The sequence below is a fragment of the Ruegeria sp. SAZA006 genome, assembly GCF_059613465.1.
The window spans coordinates 1-19,990 of the sequence record NZ_JBXWSO010000015.1; the positions used below are offsets into that span (position 1 = coordinate 1).

19 protein-coding genes and 2 pseudogenes are annotated in these 19,990 nt (G+C 54.8%); 12 read left to right on the forward strand and 9 right to left on the reverse strand.

Going from position 1 to position 19,990, the window contains the following annotated elements; translation table 11 throughout:
* The 6 genes from AC2FNZ_RS15030 to AC2FNZ_RS15055 form a co-directional block, all read right to left on the reverse strand.
* Positions 1–187: hypothetical protein (locus tag AC2FNZ_RS15030; protein ID WP_496841131.1), on the reverse strand; the 187-nt coding region annotated here is incomplete at its 3' end.
* 24 nt (positions 188–211) lie between these two features.
* Entirely contained in the window at positions 212–970 is a 759-nt protein-coding gene (locus tag AC2FNZ_RS15035) for an SDR family NAD(P)-dependent oxidoreductase (protein WP_093962201.1), read from the reverse strand.
* 18 nt (positions 971–988) lie between these two features.
* A complete protein-coding gene (locus AC2FNZ_RS15040; RefSeq protein WP_093962200.1) occupies positions 989–1,810 on the reverse strand; it encodes an ABC transporter permease in 822 nt (273 codons plus the stop codon).
* 7 nt (positions 1,811–1,817) lie between these two features.
* Entirely contained in the window at positions 1,818–2,669 is an 852-nt protein-coding gene (locus tag AC2FNZ_RS15045) for an ABC transporter permease (protein WP_093962199.1), read from the reverse strand.
* A gap of 38 nt (positions 2,670–2,707) precedes the next feature.
* A complete protein-coding gene (locus tag AC2FNZ_RS15050) occupies positions 2,708–3,871 on the reverse strand; it encodes an ABC transporter substrate-binding protein (RefSeq protein WP_496841132.1) in 1,164 nt (387 codons plus the stop codon).
* 34 nt (positions 3,872–3,905) lie between these two features.
* Positions 3,906–5,006 carry an ABC transporter ATP-binding protein gene (locus AC2FNZ_RS15055; RefSeq protein WP_254432852.1) on the reverse strand — a complete coding sequence of 367 codons (1,101 nt, stop codon included), beginning with the start codon at positions 5,004–5,006 and terminating at the stop codon, positions 3,906–3,908.
* Between the two features lie 153 nt (positions 5,007–5,159).
* Between AC2FNZ_RS15055 and AC2FNZ_RS15060 the strand changes: the two genes are divergently transcribed.
* The 9 genes and pseudogenes from AC2FNZ_RS15060 to AC2FNZ_RS15100 form a co-directional block, all read left to right on the forward strand.
* Complete coding sequence (locus AC2FNZ_RS15060; protein ID WP_093962973.1) at positions 5,160–5,927, forward strand: helix-turn-helix transcriptional regulator; 768 nt, start codon at positions 5,160–5,162, stop codon at positions 5,925–5,927.
* A 218-nt stretch (positions 5,928–6,145) separates the two neighbouring features.
* Positions 6,146–6,853 carry an IS6 family transposase gene (locus AC2FNZ_RS15065; RefSeq protein ID WP_093964971.1) on the forward strand — a complete coding sequence of 236 codons (708 nt, stop codon included), beginning with the start codon at positions 6,146–6,148 and terminating at the stop codon, positions 6,851–6,853.
* Positions 6,854–7,235: 382 nt separating this feature from the next.
* Positions 7,236–7,457, forward strand: a pseudogene (locus AC2FNZ_RS15070) (integrase core domain-containing protein); the annotation flags it as partial.
* A gap of 305 nt (positions 7,458–7,762) precedes the next feature.
* Positions 7,763–9,337: an ABC transporter substrate-binding protein gene (locus AC2FNZ_RS15075; RefSeq protein WP_170339360.1), complete on the forward strand. Its 1,575-nt coding sequence runs from the start codon at positions 7,763–7,765 to the stop codon at positions 9,335–9,337.
* Positions 9,338–9,392: 55 nt separating this feature from the next.
* Complete coding sequence (locus AC2FNZ_RS15080) at positions 9,393–10,946, forward strand: ABC transporter substrate-binding protein (protein WP_496841133.1); 1,554 nt, start codon at positions 9,393–9,395, stop codon at positions 10,944–10,946.
* Positions 10,947–11,915, forward strand: coding sequence for an ABC transporter permease (locus AC2FNZ_RS15085; RefSeq protein WP_496841134.1), 969 nt, complete (start codon positions 10,947–10,949; stop codon positions 11,913–11,915). It begins immediately after the preceding gene.
* Complete coding sequence (locus AC2FNZ_RS15090; protein WP_170339892.1) at positions 11,912–12,826, forward strand: ABC transporter permease; 915 nt, start codon at positions 11,912–11,914, stop codon at positions 12,824–12,826. The genes AC2FNZ_RS15085 and AC2FNZ_RS15090 overlap by 4 nt, the downstream gene beginning before the upstream one ends.
* Positions 12,823–14,511 carry an ABC transporter ATP-binding protein gene (locus tag AC2FNZ_RS15095; RefSeq protein ID WP_496841135.1) on the forward strand — a complete coding sequence of 563 codons (1,689 nt, stop codon included), beginning with the start codon at positions 12,823–12,825 and terminating at the stop codon, positions 14,509–14,511. Before AC2FNZ_RS15090 ends, AC2FNZ_RS15095 begins: the two co-directional genes overlap by 4 nt.
* Before the next feature lie 343 nt (positions 14,512–14,854).
* Positions 14,855–14,980, forward strand: a pseudogene (locus tag AC2FNZ_RS15100) (integrase); the annotation flags it as partial.
* 135 nt (positions 14,981–15,115) lie between these two features.
* On the opposite strand, the gene AC2FNZ_RS15105 reads toward AC2FNZ_RS15100, so the two are convergent.
* The 3 genes from AC2FNZ_RS15105 to rsgA all read right to left on the reverse strand — a co-directional run bounded on the left by AC2FNZ_RS15105 (position 15,116) and on the right by rsgA (position 16,935).
* Entirely contained in the window at positions 15,116–15,460 is a 345-nt protein-coding gene (locus AC2FNZ_RS15105; RefSeq protein WP_496841136.1) for a VOC family protein, read from the reverse strand.
* 1 nt (position 15,461) lies between these two features.
* Complete coding sequence (locus AC2FNZ_RS15110; protein WP_496841137.1) at positions 15,462–15,782, reverse strand: VOC family protein; 321 nt, start codon at positions 15,780–15,782, stop codon at positions 15,462–15,464.
* Between the two features lie 70 nt (positions 15,783–15,852).
* Positions 15,853–16,935 carry a ribosome small subunit-dependent GTPase A gene (gene rsgA, locus AC2FNZ_RS15115; RefSeq protein WP_496841138.1) on the reverse strand — a complete coding sequence of 361 codons (1,083 nt, stop codon included), beginning with the start codon at positions 16,933–16,935 and terminating at the stop codon, positions 15,853–15,855.
* 549 nt (positions 16,936–17,484) lie between these two features.
* Here rsgA and AC2FNZ_RS15120 point away from each other — a divergent pair.
* From AC2FNZ_RS15120 to AC2FNZ_RS15130, 3 genes are all read left to right on the forward strand, one after another.
* The gene (locus AC2FNZ_RS15120) at positions 17,485–17,781 is read left to right on the forward strand and encodes a putative quinol monooxygenase (RefSeq protein ID WP_093964997.1); all 297 of its coding nucleotides are present in this window, start codon (positions 17,485–17,487) and stop codon (positions 17,779–17,781) included.
* 20 nt (positions 17,782–17,801) lie between these two features.
* On the forward strand, positions 17,802–19,229 hold the full coding sequence (locus tag AC2FNZ_RS15125; RefSeq protein ID WP_496841139.1) for an adenylate/guanylate cyclase domain-containing protein: 1,428 nt from the start codon (positions 17,802–17,804) through the stop codon (positions 19,227–19,229).
* Positions 19,230–19,534: 305 nt separating this feature from the next.
* The gene (locus tag AC2FNZ_RS15130) at positions 19,535–19,915 is read left to right on the forward strand and encodes a hypothetical protein (RefSeq protein ID WP_496841140.1); all 381 of its coding nucleotides are present in this window, start codon (positions 19,535–19,537) and stop codon (positions 19,913–19,915) included.
* Positions 19,916–19,990: the final 75 nt, after the last annotated feature.

Below are 19,990 nucleotides of genomic sequence, written 5' to 3' on the forward strand. Positions count from 1 at the left end.
TGGCGTCAGCTTTGTTCCGGATAGGTTCGCGGTTTCCGCGGCAAACTGAGACTGGTTCGAATTCGTCTGACAGCACCCCGGCGGCTTTGTCCGCGTAGCCGACATTTACTGAATTCTGCCGAAAGTCTGCTCCGAGCCCAAAGCGGACTGAAATGTGCTCGCCAAAATGAATTGCGGCGATAGACATTCTCTTGAGCGGTCTAACCCATCACTAAATGCATTCACCGCCATCGATAACCAGGGCTTGCCCCGTCATAAAAGCGGATTCATCTGAAGCCAAATAGACGATCCCATGGCCAATCTCGTCAACTGTCGCCCATCGACTCATGGGGATCGCCTGCTCGATGTAGCTTTCCAGTTTGGCACGGCCTCCCATCTGCTTTTCGAAGCCTGCATTGAAAGGGGTGTCTACAAATCCTGGACATAGGGCATTGAAACGGATTGCATGGACAGCGTAGTCGGCTGCCATCTGCCGGACCATCGCAACAGCAGCGTGCTTTGTAGTCGCATAGGCGATCATACCCCGGTCATATTGAACCCCAGAATTGGAGGCCGTGACGATCACGCTGCCTCCACCTTGTGATTTCATATGGGCGACGGCTGCACGCGCGGCAATGAAGTGAGCGCGGACATTCAATGCCCAAGAAGCATCCATTCCATCTGGTTCCACTTCTTCCAGCGTTCCTTCGATCTGCAACCCAGCGTGAGAGTGCAACACGTCAAGCCGACCGAAGTTTTTAACTGCTTCGTCTATGGTTCTGGTAAGGGCATCGTCATCGGTCACATCAAGCTGTATGGCAGATGCTTGATTTCCCTGCGCTACGATCGCGGCCACAGTGGCTTCAGCAAGTGTTGCATCGCGATCGGTTACCACAACATGCGCACCCTCTTGTGCCATTGCCATTGAACCCGCCCGACCAATTCCTGATCCCGCGCCCGTCACGAGCGCGACCTTACCTGCAAGCCGCATGTCACTTGGCTCCTTTATTTAATTATTCGATTTTGAGGCGCCTCGGCGCAAAAGCAGCTGCGCTGCTACGAGCAACAAGAGCGACGCGCCCATAACCATAGTGCCGATGGCATTGATCTCGGGTGTTACGCCGCGCCGGATGGATGAGAATATGTAGATTGGCAGGGTTGTTTCTGAGCCAGCTACGAAGAACGCGATGATGAAATCATCAAATGAGAAAGTGAAGCTGAGCAGGAAGCCTGCCAAAATTGCCGGTGCTATCAACGGCAGGGTCACCTGTCGAAAGGTGCCCCAGGGCGTCGCAAAGAGGTCAGCCGAAGCTTCCATGAGCGCGCGGTCCATACCCGATAGCCTTGCACGTACGATGATTATGACCAGCGCCATTGTGAACATGGTGTGGGCGGCGACAAGCGTGGGCATCCCCATGGAAAGTTGCGGGGGATTTGCTCCATCGGGCCATAGGCTTGCAAGAAGCGGGTTTAGCCAGCCGAATACGGTGACCAGGGCAATGAGTGTCGCGATGCCGATGACGATACCGGGTATCATTATCGCAATATAAATCATCGCATCAAACAAAGTTCGGAGCCATCCCTTAACCCCTTGTAAAGCGATGGCCGCCATGGTTCCGAGAGTGGATGCGAGGCAAGCAGTTATTAATGCCGCAAGCAGACTGGTCTCGAGCGCGTCCATTACAAATGGGTTGTTCAGTGCTCTACCATACCATTGGGTCGAGAACCCCATGAACTGGCTTGCGTGTCGTCCGGCATTAAAGCTGAAAAGCGCGATGATGCCGATTGGAATATAGAGAAAAAGGTAGACGCAAATCGCGTATAAGCGCATCGGACCCTCACATCAGCGAGACATCTTCGCGCTGGCCACCCAGGCGCGAGATGAATTTCATGTAAATTGAGACAGTGACAAGCATTACGACAACCAGAGTCATTGCGACCGCCGATCCGTACGCCCAGTTCCGAGACTGCAGGAACAGGTCCACCAGCGCATTTCCGACGAAAAAGACCTTTCCGCCGCCCAAGATCGCTGGGATCAGAAACTCGCCCATCAGCAAGATGAAGACCAGCATGCAGCCAGTTGCGATACCAGGTACCGACAAAGGAAGTGTCACCTGACGGAACGTACGCCATGGGGTAGAGCCGAGATCAGCCGATGCTTCCAGAAGGCGTTTATCCAGTTTGTCTAAGCTTACAAAAATCGGGAAAACCATCAGAGGTAGATACCCATAGACAATCCCGACAAGCACAGCGAACGGCGTATTTATCAGGCGGATATCATCGATGCCGATCGACTCCAGTAAAGCGGGCAAGCCACGCCCCCCAAGGATGAAAATCCAAGCGTATGACCGGATCAGGATCGATGTCCAGAACGGCACGATCACTAGGATCAACAGCGAAGTTCTCCACTTTGGTGAACAACGCACTGCAAGAAAGTAGGCGAGCGGGTAGGCAATTACCAACGCAGCGATAGTCCCCAGAGGTGCAAGGATCAAAGTGTTCTTAAACGCCGTCCATCGCGCAGGAAGGTTGGCATATTGTTCCAACGTGAACGCTGGAACGTAGCCTCCGGCGGCCCCCCGTTCGCCAAAGGAAAAGACGAAGACGACCAGCAGAGGAAGGGCTAGCATTACCAAAAGCCATATTCCTGCTGGAGCCAGCAACAGTGCTTTTCTGCCTCGTTCGGTCATTTTGTCCTCGTCTTTTCCGATATTGGCGGCCTTGCCGCTTAGGCCGACTTGAAGCGGGCGAGCAACTCGGCACGGTTTGGATCGGTTAGTGTAGCCGCCGCGCCGAACTCGAGTGCATTCAGAAGGTCAGCTGCCGGATAAAGGATCGGATCTTCCAGTAGTTCCTTCGGCAGCAACGCATTGGTGCGAGCATCAGCCGATGGATAGCCGTGGGCGAGGACTTCTTTCGCATTAACTTCCGGGTTCAGCAGGAAGTCGATCAAGGCATAAGCGGCATCCATATGGGGTGCGCCCTTAGGAATAGCGTAGTAGTCGGACCAGAGTTCACCGCCCTCAGTTCCCAGAACGTAGGCGATTTCAGGCATGTCGACATTCATCTGCTTGCCGTCACCTGTCCAGCACATCGTCATCCAGGCGTCACCGTTACGCATCGGTGGCTGATAATCCGACGAGATTGCAAACAGATGCGGTTTGGCATCCAGTAACAATTTCTCGGCATCCGCCAGTTCCTTCTCATCGACCGAGTTGAAGGAGTAGCCGAAGTATTTCAGGGCATTACCGATGGTGGTGAGTTGGTAATCATGCACCATTGTCCGGCCTGAGTAACCTTCCATAGTAAGGTCCCAGAACTCTTTCCATGTGGTTGGAGTCGGAGCGCCGTCAAGCTTGCTGGTGTTCACTGCAAAGCCAGTCGTGCCCCAGTTTTTTGGGACCGCGTAAAGCTGGCCATCGACAGAACCGGCATCGGAAAAGCGCTGTTCGAATGAACCTGCGTCGTAGTTTGGCAGTTTGGACGTATCGAGCGGGATGATCAGATCTTCACCCACATACGTAGTGATCGTGTAGTTGGTTGGAACGAAAACGTCCCAGCCAGACCCTCCAGCCTGTAGTTTTGCCAACATCTCTTCATTCGAGCCAAAAACATTGACCTGAACATGGGCGCCAGTGGCTTCCGTGAAGGCTTCGAAGTTCATCTCGTCATGGTAGTTCGGCCATGTGGCGAGGATCACTCGGTCGCCAATGTCCCCGGCAGCAAATGCCGGGCGTGGACGCAACCCAGGAATGGCCGTGCCCAGAACGGCCGTTGCCATCCCAAGACCTGTCACGCCTAAGAAATGTCGCCGTGTAACCGAACCCTTTTGGTACCGGTGAAGCTCTTCCATGAACTTTTGCTTGGAAATAGTCCCATTATCCTTGGTCATTGTGAACCTCTCTGTTGTTGGATTGCGGGATTTGTTATTTTTCCAGGATCAGCAGTGCGCCTTCGCCCCATGAAACAAAGGCCTGCTCTCCTGCATTGAACGTCCCCTCGTTCAATTCCGCTTGCCTTGGCACAAGTACATGGAAATCACCCAGTGCTTCGTTGCGCGCAAGGTATTCTGTGTGCTCCCCAAGGAAGATCCGATTTTGAATGGTAACTGGCAGAGCGATTTCAGCTGTGGGTAGCGCGCGGGTCAGCGTGATCTGTTCAGGACGGATACTAACGCACACTTCCTGCCCTGCATCTATTGGAATCTCCGGAGTTCCGTGCACCTTTTGGCCACTCGCTAAACGCACAGTGATTTGGTCGGTTGCTGAGTCAGTCACAGTTGCATCAAAGAAATTTGAGGTGCCTACAAATCCAGCCACGTAGCGGCTGCGGGGCATGTCATAGAGTTCGCGTGGGCTGCCAACCTGCACAATACTGCCGCCTTCCATCACACAAATTCGGTCGGACATTGAAAGCGCTTCTTCTTGGTCGTGCGTGACGAGGACAAAAGTTATCCCTAGTTGTCGTTGCAGGTTCTGCAGTTCAAACTGCATTTCTTTTCGAAGCTTTCGATCCAGAGCAGCCATTGGTTCATCAAGCAGCAAAAGCTTGGGCTCGTTTACGATCGCACGCGCCAAAGCGACGCGTTGCTGCTGACCACCAGACATCTCCCAGATGCGACGTGGGCCAAACCCACCAAGACGGACAGTTTCCAGCGCTTGCTCAACCTTTGTCGCGATTGTTTGTTTGTCTACGCGTGGTCGTTGTTGGCGCAGGCCGTACGCGATGTTGTCGAACACGCTTAGGTGAGGAAAAAGAGCATAGTGCTGAAACACCATGTTGACTGGGCGATGGTGCGCATCCAAGTCGTTGACGACTTCTCCATCGAGCAACACCTGACCTTCGGTTGGCTTCTCGAAACCTGCCAACATTCTAAGCGCAGTGGTTTTGCCGCAACCAGATGGGCCTAAGAACGACAGGAACTCTCCTTTCCCAATGGAAAGATTCAGGTCTTTGGCGGCGACCACATTCCCGAAGGTCTTGGTCACTCCTCGGAGTTCCGCAATCGTCTGCATGGTGACGCTCATGTCAAAGCTCATATACTGCCGTTTTCCTTTTGCTTGATTTTTTGGCATTTGTTGGCATACCACTCAAACAAGGAAAAAGTAACAATAACTCGGAATAACTGTATATACCACAATTGGGGTACAGAGGTGCTTTTCGAAAATCTGGAGCGGCGTGTGTACGATTGGATGGAAGAGGCCGGCAGGGTCGTGGAGAAGATCGGAACCCCAGAATTTCCATGTGCTTTGGCAGATGGCTTACGGCAGGTCGCACCATTTGATTTTACGGTGGTGTTTGGCCATGTTGGAACCGAAGCACCAATAGACCTTCACGACGATTTCCCCAAAAGCAAACGGCGTATTTTTGTTGAGGATTACCAAGCCGGGCCCTACGTACTTGATCCATTTTTTTTGGCCGCGACAAAACCAATAACACCGGGTCTGTACCGCATGCGCGATATCGCACCGGACAGGTTCTATCAGGGCGAATACTATCGCAGCTATTACAAAAGGACTGGGTTAGCAGAGGAGATTGGCTACTTTATCGATATCCCAGGCGCTGGGATGGTTGTGGTCTCGCTCATGCGAGCAGAGAAGCCTTTTTCCGCCAAGGAAATTCGTCATTTGCACGCTCTATGGCCGCTCGTTCGGGCAGCCTGTTGCAAACATTGGAGTGACTTTCCAACGATGGCCCGCGGCGCCGCAGCGAATGGCGTTAGTCGTCGCGTTGATCTAGCATTCCAGGCATTTGGCGATGGCGTTCTGACGCCACGAGAACGAGAAGTCGTTGAGTTCACATTGAAGGGCCATTCGGCAGAAGCTGTTGGCACAATTCTCGGCATCTCTCCAGGCACAGTCCGCATCCACAGACGCAACATTTACGCGAAACTTAGGATCAACTCGCAGGGTGAGCTTTTTTCAAAGTTCATTGAAAAGGCGCTTTAAAAGGTTCCTTGAACACCCACTTTATCCGTTTTGCCGACCTTGCTACCTTGTGACCCGGAAAACACCAAACATTTGGACGGCACTGTCTGATAGCCAAGGAACGCAAAGGGAGAGGGTTGGGACGCCCGGGACCCATGTTGGGCTAAATTAATACCCGAAAAGGTCTTGTCAGAAGAACTTGTCTTGAGGCAGGCAGGACGGTTGCGTAGCTTTTGCCCATGACCAAACCTGCCTCTTTCAAGTACTTCAAAACCAGTCCCGAGGTCATCCGCCTTGCGGTGATGCTGTACATCCGTTTCCCGCTCTCGCTTCGAAATGTCGAAGATCTGTTGCACGAGCGAGGCATCGACGTGAGCCACGAAACCGTCCGATATTGGTGGAACAGGTTTGGTCCAATGTTTGCAGCTGAGATCCGACGGAAGCGTGTGCAGCAACTCCGAACCTTTTCAAAATGGAAGTGGCACGTGGACGAGGTCTTTGTGAAAGTGAATGGCAAACGGCATTATCTTTGGCGCGCTGTGGATGACGAAGGCGAGGTGCTGGAAGCAGTTGTAACAAAGCGCCGTAACAAAGCTGCTGCACTGAAATTTCTCAAGAAATTGATGAAGCGGCACGGTTGCGCCAAGGAGGTCGTCACAGATCGCTTCGCTTCATACAAGGCTGCGCTCAGAGAAATAGGCGCGCTCGAAAAACAACAGACGGGCAGGTGGCTCAACAACCGTGTTGAGAATTCACACCTGCCGTTTCGACGACGCGAACGCGCGATGCAGCGTTTCAAGCGCATGCGAAGTCTACAGAAATTCGCCTCCGTCCATTCCTCCGTTTACAACCACTTCAACCAGGAAAGATCGTTAGCCAGTCGAGACACCTTCAAGCTGACCCGCGCCGCCGCTCTACGCGAGTGGCGTCAACTTTGTTCCGGATAGGTTCGCGGTTTCCGCGGCAAACTGAGACTGGTTCGAATTCGTCTGACAGCACCGCCACCCATTCCCGTCTCACTCCATTGATACTTTCTGTCCCGGATTTCTGCTGAAATTTCAGAGGGTTGCCATACCCGTTTTCTATCAGAGACGATCTAGCAAGCACAACTAGGGCACGGTTCTGACGCCAGTCTCGGTTCCGTATTTTCGCGGGGTTGCTTTACGCGGGTTTTCCCTGATTTCTGGGAGTTTACAGTGAATTTCGGCATCTTTGGCGGAAATTCCTGATTGCGCCTTTGTGGTAATGTTATGATATCAATAATTTACGCCCCAAAACTCCCTAAACTGTGGAACCGGGAAACTTTTTCACGGTAACAGGGAAGCTCTGCGCCGGAGCTGGGTCGACAACCGGATGATCGAACGGCTGTGGCGGTCGCTGAAATACGAATGCGTTTTCCTGAACGCGTTTGAGACCGGCTCAGAGGCACGGGAGGGAAACGGGCGCTGGATCGACTATTGCAACGCTGATCGGCCCCACTCGACCCACGGCATCTTGACCCCGAACGAGGCTTATGTGACCAAACCTGAACCCAAGAAAATGGCAACCTGAAACGAAACCAAGATCCACCTTAATCTAGGCTGCAAACTGGTCAAAAAAGTAGAACCACCTCTGCTTGATTATTGCGGTTTGTGTTCCTCTCGTCTGAGTAATAGACACTTGATGCGGTGTTTTTTGGGAGAGTGGCTGTCTTCCGGAAGTCCCGTGTCGCTTGTGTTTAGCAAATCAACACCGAGTTGAAAGATTGACATGCATTCGCAGTTGGTATGCTATCCGCAACCATAACGTTAACAGAAATTTGCGACACAGTATCGTGAATTCAATGCGGTTAAACGACTGCAATATGGGAGAAAATAATGAAAAATCCAATACTCGTACTGACGCTTTTGATGACGACGACGTCTTTGGCCAGTGCCGAAACTCTGCGTTGGGCGCGCTCGGGGGATGCGCTGACGCTTGACCCGCATTCGCAGAACGAGGGGCCAACGCATACCGTGCGCCACCAGATGTATGAACCTCTGATCATTCGCGATACGAGCGGTGCTTTTGAGCCTGCGCTTGCGACTGATTGGGCCCCCAGCGAGAGCGATCCGAATGTCTGGGTGTTCAACCTGCGTCAGGGCGTGAAATTCCATGACGGCGCCGATTTCACCGCAGAAGACGTGGTGTTCAGCATTAACCGTGCGAAGCAGCCGAACTCGGACATGAAAGAACTGATCAATTCGATTGTCGAGGTACGCGCTGTCGACGACCACACGATCGAGATCGAGACGGACGGTCCGAACCCCATTCTGCCTGCGAACCTCACCGACCTGTTCATCATGGACAAAGGCTGGACCGAGGCGAATAACGCGGTCAACGTTCAGGATTTTGAAGGCGGTGAGATCACCTTTGCGACCGTCAATGTGAATGGAACCGGCCCCTACAAACTGGTCAGCCGCGAACCGGACGTCAAAACGGTGATGGAGCGGAACGAGGATTATTGGGGTCGTGATCAGTTCCCGATGGCGATCAGCGAAATCATCTATACACCGATCCAGAATGACGCGACCCGCGTTGCGGCGATGTTGTCGGGCGAGGTGAACTTCCTTCAGGATATGCCGGTGCAGGACCTGGACCGGGTGAATGCCGTCGACGGTTTGGTCGTCAAACAAGCGCCGCAAAACCGGGTAATCTTCTTTGGTATGAACCAGGGCGCGGACGACATCGAGGCGGATAACGTCGATGGCAAGAACCCTCTTGCTGACGTCCGTGTTCGTCGGGCCATGTCCAAAGCGATCAATCGAGATGCCATCCAACAGGTGGTCATGCGCGGTCAGTCGCAACCTGCCGGGATGATCGCCCCGCCGTTTGTTAACGGCTGGACTGCCGAGATGGACAGTGAAAGCGGCACGGACATTGAAGGTGCAAAGGCCCTTTTGGCCGAAGCGGGTTATCCGGACGGTTTCTCGATCCGGCTGGATTGTCCCAACGACCGGTACATCAATGACGAAGGGATCTGTCAGGCCGCTGTCGGGATGCTGGGTCAGATTGGCATCACTGTGAATCTGGATGCCAAACCGAAAGCACAGCATTTCCCGCTGATCACGGACGGAAAGACCGATTTCTACATGCTGGGCTGGGGCGTTCCGACGTATGACTCGGAATACATCTTCAACTTCCTGGTCCATGGCCGTGAAAGCGACATTGGAACATGGAACGGCACCGGGTATGACAATGATGAGTTGGATGCCAAGATCAAGTCGCTGGCCTCGAACACGGATCTCGTCGCGCGAGATCAAGCGATCGCCGAGATCTGGCGCGTGGTGCAGGATGAACAGCTGTATATTCCGATCCACCATCAAGTGTTGAACTGGGGTATGGCTGAAAACTTGGACATCAACGTTGATCCTGAAGATCAGCCTATGGTCAAGCATTTCGGCCTGAACTAAGAAACGTGGCCGGGCCTCGGGATGCGGGGCCCGCCACCAAAGAGTGGGAGCTATCATGAAACGTCTGACCACTGCCGCGCTATTCTGCGCGCTTGCCTTGCCCGTCGCAGGCGAAGAGTTCACGTTTGCCGTTACAACGGACCCGCAAACAATGGATCCTCATGCTGTCAACTCTGCCCCGGTTCTAGGTTTCTTGAACAATGTCTACGAAGGGCTTGTGCGCCGGGGCAAGGACATGACCATTGAACCGGCGCTGGCCACGAGTTGGGAGACCATCGGGGACGGAGCTGGATGGCGGTTCAAACTGCGCGAGGGCGTAACGTTTCATGATGGTTCTGAATTCAATGCGGATGACGTGATCTTCTCGTACCAGCGGGCGTCTGACGAAAATTCGGACACACGCAGCTGGTTCGCGCCCGTCAGCGAGATAGTGAAGGTTGACGACTACACCGTCGATGTCATGACCACCGCGCCGAACCCGATTTTCCCGGACAGCATTGCCAACTGGATGATCATGGATAGCGGTTGGGCCGAGGCAAACGACGCAGCACTGCCTGACAAAGAAACGGGCAACTATGCGACCCTGAACGCCAATGGCACCGGTGCTTTCCGAGTCACCGCGCGAGAGCCGGGCCTGCGCACTGTTCTGGAACCGTTTGACGGCTGGTGGGATACAGCAGAACACAACCTGACCCGCGCTGAACTGGTGCCAATCCAAAATCCGGCGACCGCTCTGGCGGCTTTGTTGTCTGGAGATGTGGACTTCATCAACCCGGTCCCAATTCAGGATGTGGCTCGGTTGCAAGGCAATCCGGATGTGAAGGTCATTCAGGGCGTCGAAGCGCGCGTGATCATGTTGGGCTTTGATCAGCAGGAAGGCGCGAGCGAAGCCGGGCAGGGTGGCTCGGACCTGTTCCGAGATGTGCGCGTCCGCGAGGCGGTGGCAAAGGCAGTAAACGTTCCCGCTATCCTGCAAACCATCATGCGTGGCAATGCTGAGGTGGCGAGCCAGTTGGTCAGTCCTGCGATGCGTGGCTATTCGGCTGCGAACGCGGATCCCTATGGCTACGATCCCGAGGGTGCCAAAGCTTTGCTGGCTGAGGCTGGCGCTGAGGGGGCCGAGATCAGCTTTAAGTGCCCCAACAATCGCTACTTGAACGACGAAGCCGTTTGCCAGGCGATCACCGCCATGCTGTCTCAGGCCGGGCTGAACGTGACGCTCGATGCGATGCCGGTTCAGAACTACTGGCCCGAACTGCGGGCAGACAATTTTGACATGTATCTGTTGGGTTGGTCACCCGGCACGTTCGATGCCGAGCATCCCGTGCGTTTCCTCGCTTCGACCCCAAATGAGGAAAAGAAGTTGGGTTCGTGGAATTTTGGCGGCTATTCGAACGCTCGCGTGGATGAATTGCTGCCGCTGATCCAGTCCGAGATTGACGAACCCACACGTCAGGCAATGCTGGACGAGGTGGCAGGTATCCTGCACGACGAGGTGGCCTATGTACCGCTATACGTTCAACCGTTGGTCTGGGGCGCGCGCAGCAATATCGAGCTGACACAACGGCCCGACAACTTCTTCCTTCTGCGCTGGGTAACGGTCAACTAAATGCTGTCATACATTATCAGGCGTGTGGCTCAGTCGGCGCTGGTTCTGTTCGTAGTGGGCCTGGTCGCCTTTTCCATGTTCCGCTTTGTCGGCGATCCGATCGACAATATGCTGGGACAAGAGCGGACCATGGAAGATGTGGAACGTCTGCGGGCGCAGTTGGGGCTCGATCAGCCGTTTCCGGTGCAATATGTGAAGTTTCTGCAGGAAGCGGTACAGGGCAATTTCGGCGTCAGCTTCCGTCAAGGGCGTCCGGTCGCGGAAATCCTGGCCGAACGCGCTCCGGCAACGTTGGAACTGGCGCTGGTCTCAGCCGTGTTTGCCATAGTCTTGGGCATCGCGCTGGGTGTGTTCACCGCAATCCGGCGAGACGGGTTTGCAGCGAATTTCATCATGTCAGCCTCTCTGATCGGGGTTTCCCTGCCGACATTCCTGATCGGAATCCTGTTGATTTACATCTTCTCGGTCGAACTTGGCTGGCTGCCCAGCTTTGGGCGCGGAGAAGTCGTAGACCTGGGTTGGTGGAGCACCGGCTTGCTGACAAGCAGTGGCCTCAAGGCGCTGATCCTGCCCGCGATTACATTGGGTCTATACCAGATGACCCTCATCATGCGGCTGGTGCGCTCCGAGATGCTGGAAGTACTCCGGCAAGACTATATCCGCTTTGCCCGCGCCCGTGGGCTGAGTGACCGGACCATCAATTTCCGCCATGCGCTGAAGAATACTATGGTCCCGGTCATTACCATTATCGGCCTGCAACTGGGCGCCATCATCGCCTTTGCCATCATCACCGAGACAGTGTTTCAGTGGCCGGGCCTGGGCCTTCTGTTCATCAATGCAATCCAATTCGTGGATATCCCTATCATGGCAGCATACTTGATGATGATCTCGGTCATCTTTGTCACCATCAATCTTGCGGTCGATATCCTTTACGCCTTTATCGACCCGCGCCTGAGGGTCAGCGCATGAGCCGTGTGAAACGCATTCTGGATAGCGACCAGTTCTACGCCTTCCGCCGCTCGCCTGTGGCCATGGTGTCGGCGACGGTGGCATTGATCCTGATCCTGGCCACGATCCTCGCACCACTGATTGCGCCGACAAACCCGTTTGATCCGGCCAGCCTGAACCTGATGAATGGCTTCACCCCGCCGATGGAACCCAATGCCTTTACAGGCGAAACCTTCCTAATGGGCACAGACGATCAGGGGCGCGATGTGTTCTCGACCATCCTCTACGGAATGCGGATCTCGCTATTCGTTGGGGTGGCGGCCGTTCTGTTCGCGATGGTTCTGGGGATCATTCTGGGCCTGCTGTCGGGCTATTTTGGCGGTTGGACCGAAACCATCATCATGCGCACGGCGGATGTGCAGCTGACTTTCCCATCGATCCTTCTGGCCATGCTGATCTTTGGGATCGCCAAGGGCATTACCCCGGTGGAGTATCGCGACCAGATGGCGATCTGGGTGCTGATCCTGGCCATTGGACTGTCCGATTGGGTGCAGTTCGCTCGGGTAGTCCGGGGCGCAACGCTGGTTGAGAAGAACAAGGATTATGTCGCCGCCGCTCGCATCATCGGGCAAAGCCCGCTGACCATCATGCTGCGCCATATACTGCCCAATGTGCTATCACCGGTGCTGGTGATCGCGACTATCTCATTGGCGCTGGCTATCATTGCCGAGGCGACGCTTAGTTTCCTTGGTGTTGGCGCGCCACCGACACAGCCCTCGCTGGGGACGCTGATCCGCATCGGGCAGGGCTTCCTGTTCTCGGGTGAGTGGTGGATCCTGTTCTTCCCGGCTTGCACCCTGCTTGCACTGGCGCTGAGTGTGAACCTGCTGGGCGACTGGCTGCGTGACGTTCTGAACCCGAGGCTGAAATGACCGATCCCGTTCTTTCGATCCGCAACCTGACGGTGGAAATACCCACGCGCCACGGCATCTTCAAGCCGGTCGAGCATGTGACCTACGACCTGCATCCTGGCGAAATCCGGGGCGTGGTCGGCGAAAGCGGTGCTGGCAAGTCCATGACCGGCAACGCCGTGATCGGCCTACTGGATCCCCCGGCCCACGTCTCCGAAGGTGAGGTCTGGCTGAACGGTCGTCGGATTGACGAACTGGACGCCGAGGACAAACGCCGGATCCGGGGCAAAGAGATCGGGATGATCTTTCAGGACCCGCTAACCTCGCTGAACCCGTTGTTCACAGTGGGTGAGCAATTGGTCGAGACGATCCAGCTTCACCTCGGCCTGTCCGCTTCCGAGGCTAAAAAACGCGCCATTGCGCTGCTGGATCGCGTGTCCATCCCAGACCCGGCGGACCGTTTCAACCAGTATCCACACCAGTTTTCCGGCGGGATGCGTCAGCGGGTGGTAATCGCGCTTGCACTCTGTACCGAGCCCAGCGTTCTGATCGCTGACGAACCCACAACGGCCTTGGATGTGTCTGTCCAAGCGCAGGTGCTGGATCTGATCAAGGAACTGGCGAAAGAGCGTCAGGTGGGCGTGATCCTCGTTACCCACGATATGGGCGTTATCGCCGACACCACCGACTCGGTGACCGTGATGTATTCCGGTCATGTGGTTGAAAGCGGTACGACTGATCAGATCCTCGGCGCACCGAAACATGAGTATACCAAATCTCTGATTGCCGCCGTGCCGCGGCCGCACACCAAAGTCGAGCGTTTCCCAGTGGTCAATTATGGCGAGCGGGAACGAACCTTCAAGATCGAAGATCTGGCGGCTCATTGGGACAAGACCGATCTGTCGAAATCCGGCAAACTGCTGGAAATCGAAAGCATTACTAAGACGTTCCTGCAAAAAGGCGGGCTGCTGCCATCGCAACGCAAATACTTCACTGCCGTCGATCAAGTGAGTTTCGACATTCGCGACGGAGAAGTTTTCGGCCTTGTCGGCGAAAGTGGCTCTGGCAAGTCCACAGTCGCCCGGATGATTGGAACACTCTATCCCGTGGACGGTGGGCGGGTGATCTTTGATGGCGAAGACGTCACAGTGATGGAGGCAGAGGCCCTGCAAGCCTACCGCCGCCAGATCCAGATGATCTTTCAAGACCCGTTCTCCAGCCTTAATCCCCGCATGAGGGTCGGGGACCTCGTGGCCGAGCCCATCCATCATCACAAAATCTTGCCCAAGCCCGCTATTGAACCGCGCGTGCGCGAATTGCTTGACTGGGTTGGCCTGGCCAAGGACGCGTGGCGCAAGTATCCACACGAGTTTTCCGGTGGGCAGCGTCAGCGCATTTGTATTGCTCGCGCCCTCGCAACTCAGCCCCGCTTTCTGATCTGCGATGAGCCGACCAGCGCCCTGGACGTATCCATTCAGGCGCAAATCCTGAACATTCTCAAAGATCTGCAAGAACATCTGGGCCTGACTATGCTCTTTATCAGCCATGATCTCCCGGTCGTACGTCAGATGTGTGACCGGGTGGGCGTGATGCGACATGGGAAGCTGCTTGAGGTTCAGGAGACGGACTCGTTGTTCGAAGCTCCAGAACATCCGTATACACGGGAACTTTTGGACTTGATGCCACGGCTGAAGCAATTGGCATAACCTTAACGGTTTGGTCTTGCATCGGTTATTCCAGAAGAAGTTGTTTGAGAGGTGCTCGCGCAAGCAATCAACGGTAGTTTGAACTCAAACACCGACTTGAATTGGCCTCATCGCAAAGCGTCTGGTACTCGTTGTCGACCCAATTTCGGAACCGGACGAAGCTGAATGAAATGCAATCTCGGTCAATGAGGTCTGCGTCGCAAAAAGCGTGATGGTGGCCGCCGAGCGACCCAAAACAAACCCCATTCTCAGGCCTAAGTGACTCATCTGTGTCGAAGTCGCAGCCGACGGCAGTAATGCGGTTTGCGACTTCAGAATTCAGGATATCCCTTGAAAGACAGCTTTCCACGCCTCACCACACATCTCGACACGGCAGTACGCGAGACTTGTTGGGGACTGGGTGTCAGCCATTGGTCTCAAACCGAGCGGCTACGGCACATACTCTCTGTGCCGGAACAAAGCACCCGAAAACTGACATCAGAAACAAGTCGGCGGCTGGATCCCGACCAATACACTGTCCAATAGCACGCATAAGCGCTGAGTTCCGGACCCTGCAGAGCGGAAAATATCCGCTCCGCAGTTCCTGAGAAGAATTTGCGAGTGGTTAGGAAGGATTTGTCGGGTTGACGCCGAAAGCAAACGGCACACCGTCCGGATCAAACAGGATGGGGATTTGAGCTTGAACGCTTTCGCTTACATTCAAGGAGGCCGGACGTGCGCCTTTGGTTTCAGCAGCACGGAAGGCGTCAGGGACTGAAGCAACCTTGATACACGGGATCCAAGATGCGTTTGAGGCAGTTGACCAAGTCGCCGCATGCTGGATTGCAACAAGACGACCCTGAGGCCCGAGGAGAGTGGCGCAACCCTGGTCCCGCACGGGAGACACCTGCCATCCGAAGAGTTCGAAGTAGAACGCCTGCGGAAAGCCATTACCGTTGCCGATATACATTTCAGGGCCGAACTGCTGTCTCCACTAGAGCACCGAGCGGATCGCGAACGAGTGCGTTGCGCCCGACGCCCGGCACCTCGAATGGCTCCCGAACAACTTTGCCTCCGAGTGTGTCGACGCGCTTGGTCGCCAGGTCCACGTCGGGGACCTCGATGTAAGCGACCCAGCCATTCGCTTGCTCCGGAGGCGTCTCGATTAAACCCGCGCCCGCTTTGTCACCGGAGAGTGCGAGGACGAAATCCTGCTCGCCGCCACCCCATGCAAAATCCGATGCCCGCTCGACTTCATAAGTCCAGTTGGCGACGTGCTGGTAGAATGCCATTGAACTCGCCCTGTCCGGTGTGAAAAGGTCATGCCATACGATTTGACCAGCTTTCGACTGTGTCATCGCCTTACTTCTTGACATCTTTGAGTTTTTTGACACCGCGGACCATCTTCCCGAACGCCTTGTCGCGCGACCTGCGTTCCGCAAGGCTCGCTGAGTTAAACGCGTCTTCGGCCATGAGCTTGCGCCATCTGCGAAGCCGATCGCCGTCAAGAACACCCTCATCGATAGCCTTCAGAACAGCGCATTCCGGCTCAGAAACGTGCTGACAGTTCTTGAATCGACACTGCGCGGCCAACTCCTGAATGTCGGCGAAAAGATCGTTGATACCTTCCGCTGCATCGGTGAGCTGCAGTTCACGCATGCCCGGAGTGTCCAGGACCAGACAGCCATTGGGCATCGCATGAAGCTCGCGCCGCGTTGTTGTATGCCGCCCCTTTGCGTCGTCCTCACGAATGGTCTGGGTTTCAATGGACTGACTCTCGAGCAGCGCATTGGACAACGTCGATTTCCCGACACCAGATGAGCCGAGAAACGCCACCGTCTTGCCGGGTTTGCACCACGGAAGCAGTTTTGTCCGGGGCGCGTCTCCGCGGGCGTCAAGGGCGACCACGTCGATCATGTCCGATACCGCGCGGGCCGCTTCGATATAGTTTTGCGGCTCCGTCACGAGGTCGGTCTTTGTCACGACGATGACGGGTGTCATCCGTGCCTCAAAAGCCAGAGCTGCATAGCGTTCCAGCCGGGCCACCTTGAAGTCCTGATTGCAAGACGAGACGATAAAGACCGTATCAATGTTCGCCGCGATCAGTTGTTCCTGCCGGTCGGTTCCGGGCGCGCGCCGCTTAATGAGGCTTGTGCGCTCAAGAACCCGACTGGATCTCGGGCGTGTTGCGTCCAGCATCAGCCAGTCTCCGACAGTTGCATCGGCTCCAGGCGGGATTATCGTATCGATGCCGTCACCGACGACATGCAGCCCATTGCGATGCACTTCAACAACGCGAACGGGAGGTGTCGCCGACAAGTCTTCTACGCTAATCTGTTGGGCGAAAAACGGTTGCCATCCCAACGCCTGAAGAGGGCTGGGATTGGCGTGCGATCCGGCGTCGCGTGCGCGAAGCGGAAGGAAATCGGAGTAATCCCTGGTCATAGGGTGTTCACTTTCATGTCTCCGGCCCAGGTCAGATTTGGGCGCTGATGGTAGGAAAGAGTGCGCACATTAAAACACTCCGTCCGCAACAAAGCGACGGCGGTGCTTCAGATCTTGAATATGCTCCGGGAGGCGCGCTGCCTCCCTTCCTTACCGGGACATAAAATCTCCATTTCCGATGAAGTGCGCATAGGAAGACCGCGGGCACAACACAACAGTTGACCAGTGATTTGGCGCACTTCTTCAGTTCACTGTAGCGACCGTTCAACACGAAGAAGACTGTGTGAGCTTTATCCCGTATCAGCCACTTACGCCAAAAACAGCTGTTGACCGCACCGAGCCAAATTTCCCCCAATGTCCGCCTTGGGCCGTTATCAGACATACCAACAAGCTGAATATTAGGCAGCTTCGTCTGCAAGGCGCTTGCTGAACTGAACTCATCGAGAGACGGCTCGGAGCCATAATCTGACACTCGCCATCGAGTATGCTAAGCTGGATCGTGTGAGGCACACATACATTCGGAAACCGCATCTTTTGGAGGACGGATGTATGATCATGCGCATTTTTCAGGTGACAACGCGGCCGGGAAAAGAAGAGGAATTTGGCCGCTTTTTTCGCGACACTGCGATCCCGTTGATGAAAAGCACCCCTGGAATCGTGCACCTTTTTCCGGGTGCGCCGAGAGAGGATGCGCCACGAGAGTTCAGTTTCGTTATGGTTTGGGAGAGCCTGGAGGCACTGAAGTCGTTTGTGGGCGAAGACTATCAAAGTCCGCACATCGATCCGATAGAAGCTGACCTCGTCGAGTCTCGATCCATCAAGCACTATGACTTGGTCGACGGCTAATCGCGAACGGGAGGATCAGGATGTCGAAGGGTAGGGGGGAATCGCTGCCAGAACGCGTCCTTGATCTGAACGAACAGAAGGCTGAGGACTTGGCGGCCTTGGAACTCCGGTTGCGGGAGGCGCTGGATCGGCAAAGGGCGACTGCCAAAATCCTGGAGGTCGTCAACAGCTCAATTAAAGACCCTCAGCCTGTCTTCAACTCGATTGTTGAAGCGGGTCAAACGCTTTTCCCAAAGTCGACAATCAGCATTGGAATACAGGACGGCGACAAACTGATATTGGGAGCAATTTCTGGTCCCGAACCGGCTGGCGTCGAGGCTTGGCGGCGGCGTTTTCCGGCGCCACTTCATCCAGAGACAATCCATGGCCATGTCATTTTGAACGGCGAGGCGATTGATTTGCCGGACGTCGCCGCATCGAAAGACAGGTTTCGCATTGGGGCTGGAAACTTCCTCGCCTCAGGGTTTCAGGCAGTCACCATGGTGCCGATTTCACAAGGAGGACAAACCGTTGGAGCTCTCGCCGTGTTGAGGCATTCAACCGGAAAACTTCAAAAAGAGCAGTTCGATATTCTCACAACATTTGCGGCACAAGCGAACATCGCCTTGGACAACTTACACTTGCTGAGCCAGATGCGTGAAGCGAATGAAACTTTGACAAACCTGTCCAAACAGCTTGCCAAATACATGCCACCCCAACTCTACGAGTCAATCATTGCCGGTGACCAACAAGCGGCCATCGAAAGTCGCCGCCGAAAGCTCACGATCTTCTTCTCAGACATCGTCGACTTCTCCGAAATCACCGATCAACTCGAAGCCGAGGAGCTGACCACTTTGTTGAATGAGTATCTTTCAGCAATGTCCAAAATCGCCCTGAAGCACGGCGCATATTTCGACAAGTTTATTGGTGACGCTATGATGCTGTACTTTGGCGAACCCGAAAGCCTCGGGGTAGAAGAAGATGCCGCTGCATGTGTGCGAATGGCAATAGATATGCAACGGAACCTAAGACACTTGCAAAAGGAATGGCAGCGCAAAGGATTGATCGATCGACCATTTCGCGCTCGCATGGGCATAAACACTGGCTACTGCACGATTGGAAACTTCGGCTCGGAAGACCGGATGGACTACACGGCTATTGGACGCGAAGTGAACCTTGCTGCGAGACTTGAGGCCGAGTGTGATCCCGGAGGTCTCTTACTCGCTGCCGAAACCTATTCTTTGGTAAAAGACTGGCTTGAGGTTGAGGAACGAGAGCCTGTTCGAGTGAAGGGATTTCAAAACCCCATTCGGACGTATGCTGCGACCGCGATTTATGAAAGTGCCGACCGCGATAGCCGCATTATTCACGAGGAAGATGAAGGCTTTTCTCTTACAGTTGATCGGGCTCGCATAAGCAAGGGGGCAATCCTCCGACTAAAGTCCCTTGTTTCAGGTCTGGACGACTAGTCAAAATTTCGGTCACGGCAGCTCAGTCCAAAACTTGTAACCTCACCTCTCAAAAATGGCTGCACGACAATCGAAAGGCCAGTTTCCCGCCGCGTTGCGACGCCAGGACTTGCTTCATTGAGAATTCGCGTGTGCAAAAGACCGCTTGCACGCGTGCAAGTAGGAACCAAAGGCCATGCCAACGACGCTTCACAAGATGGTGATTAACAGGCTTGGCAGTCCAGAGAGATGAGTTGCACTAATCGCACCGTGTACTGTGTTAGAAAGGGCGGACTCGTATCACTTACAGCTTCGGGGCATTCGCCATGCGCTTTTCTCTCACCATCGCAACACTCGTTGTCTTGGCCACTCAGTCTTTTGCGCAAGACTCCGTTCTCATCGGGGACGCCCCGCTTCCAGCCGACATTGCAACCGATGTAACGCCAGATTCTCCTTTTCTTGGAATTTGGACGGGTAGATGGGACTCTTGGAGAAGTCATATTCTCGTCGTCGAAAGCCGAGATGAGGACGGGTTGCTCAATGTTGTTTACTCGGTCGGACGTGGCCAGCATGGCCGCGGAAACTGGTTTCGAAGCAAGGCGCGTTTAGATGGGAACACTTTGGTGTTCACCGACAATGACTTCGCGGCGCGCTATTCAATTTCGGGTACCGGGCGACTGCGGGGCATCTATCCAACCGACGACTGATCCTCCCCCAATGAAGTGGTCCGCCGTTATGTTTAGGAAAACGGAGGATCAGAATGGCAACGAAGAGACACAAGC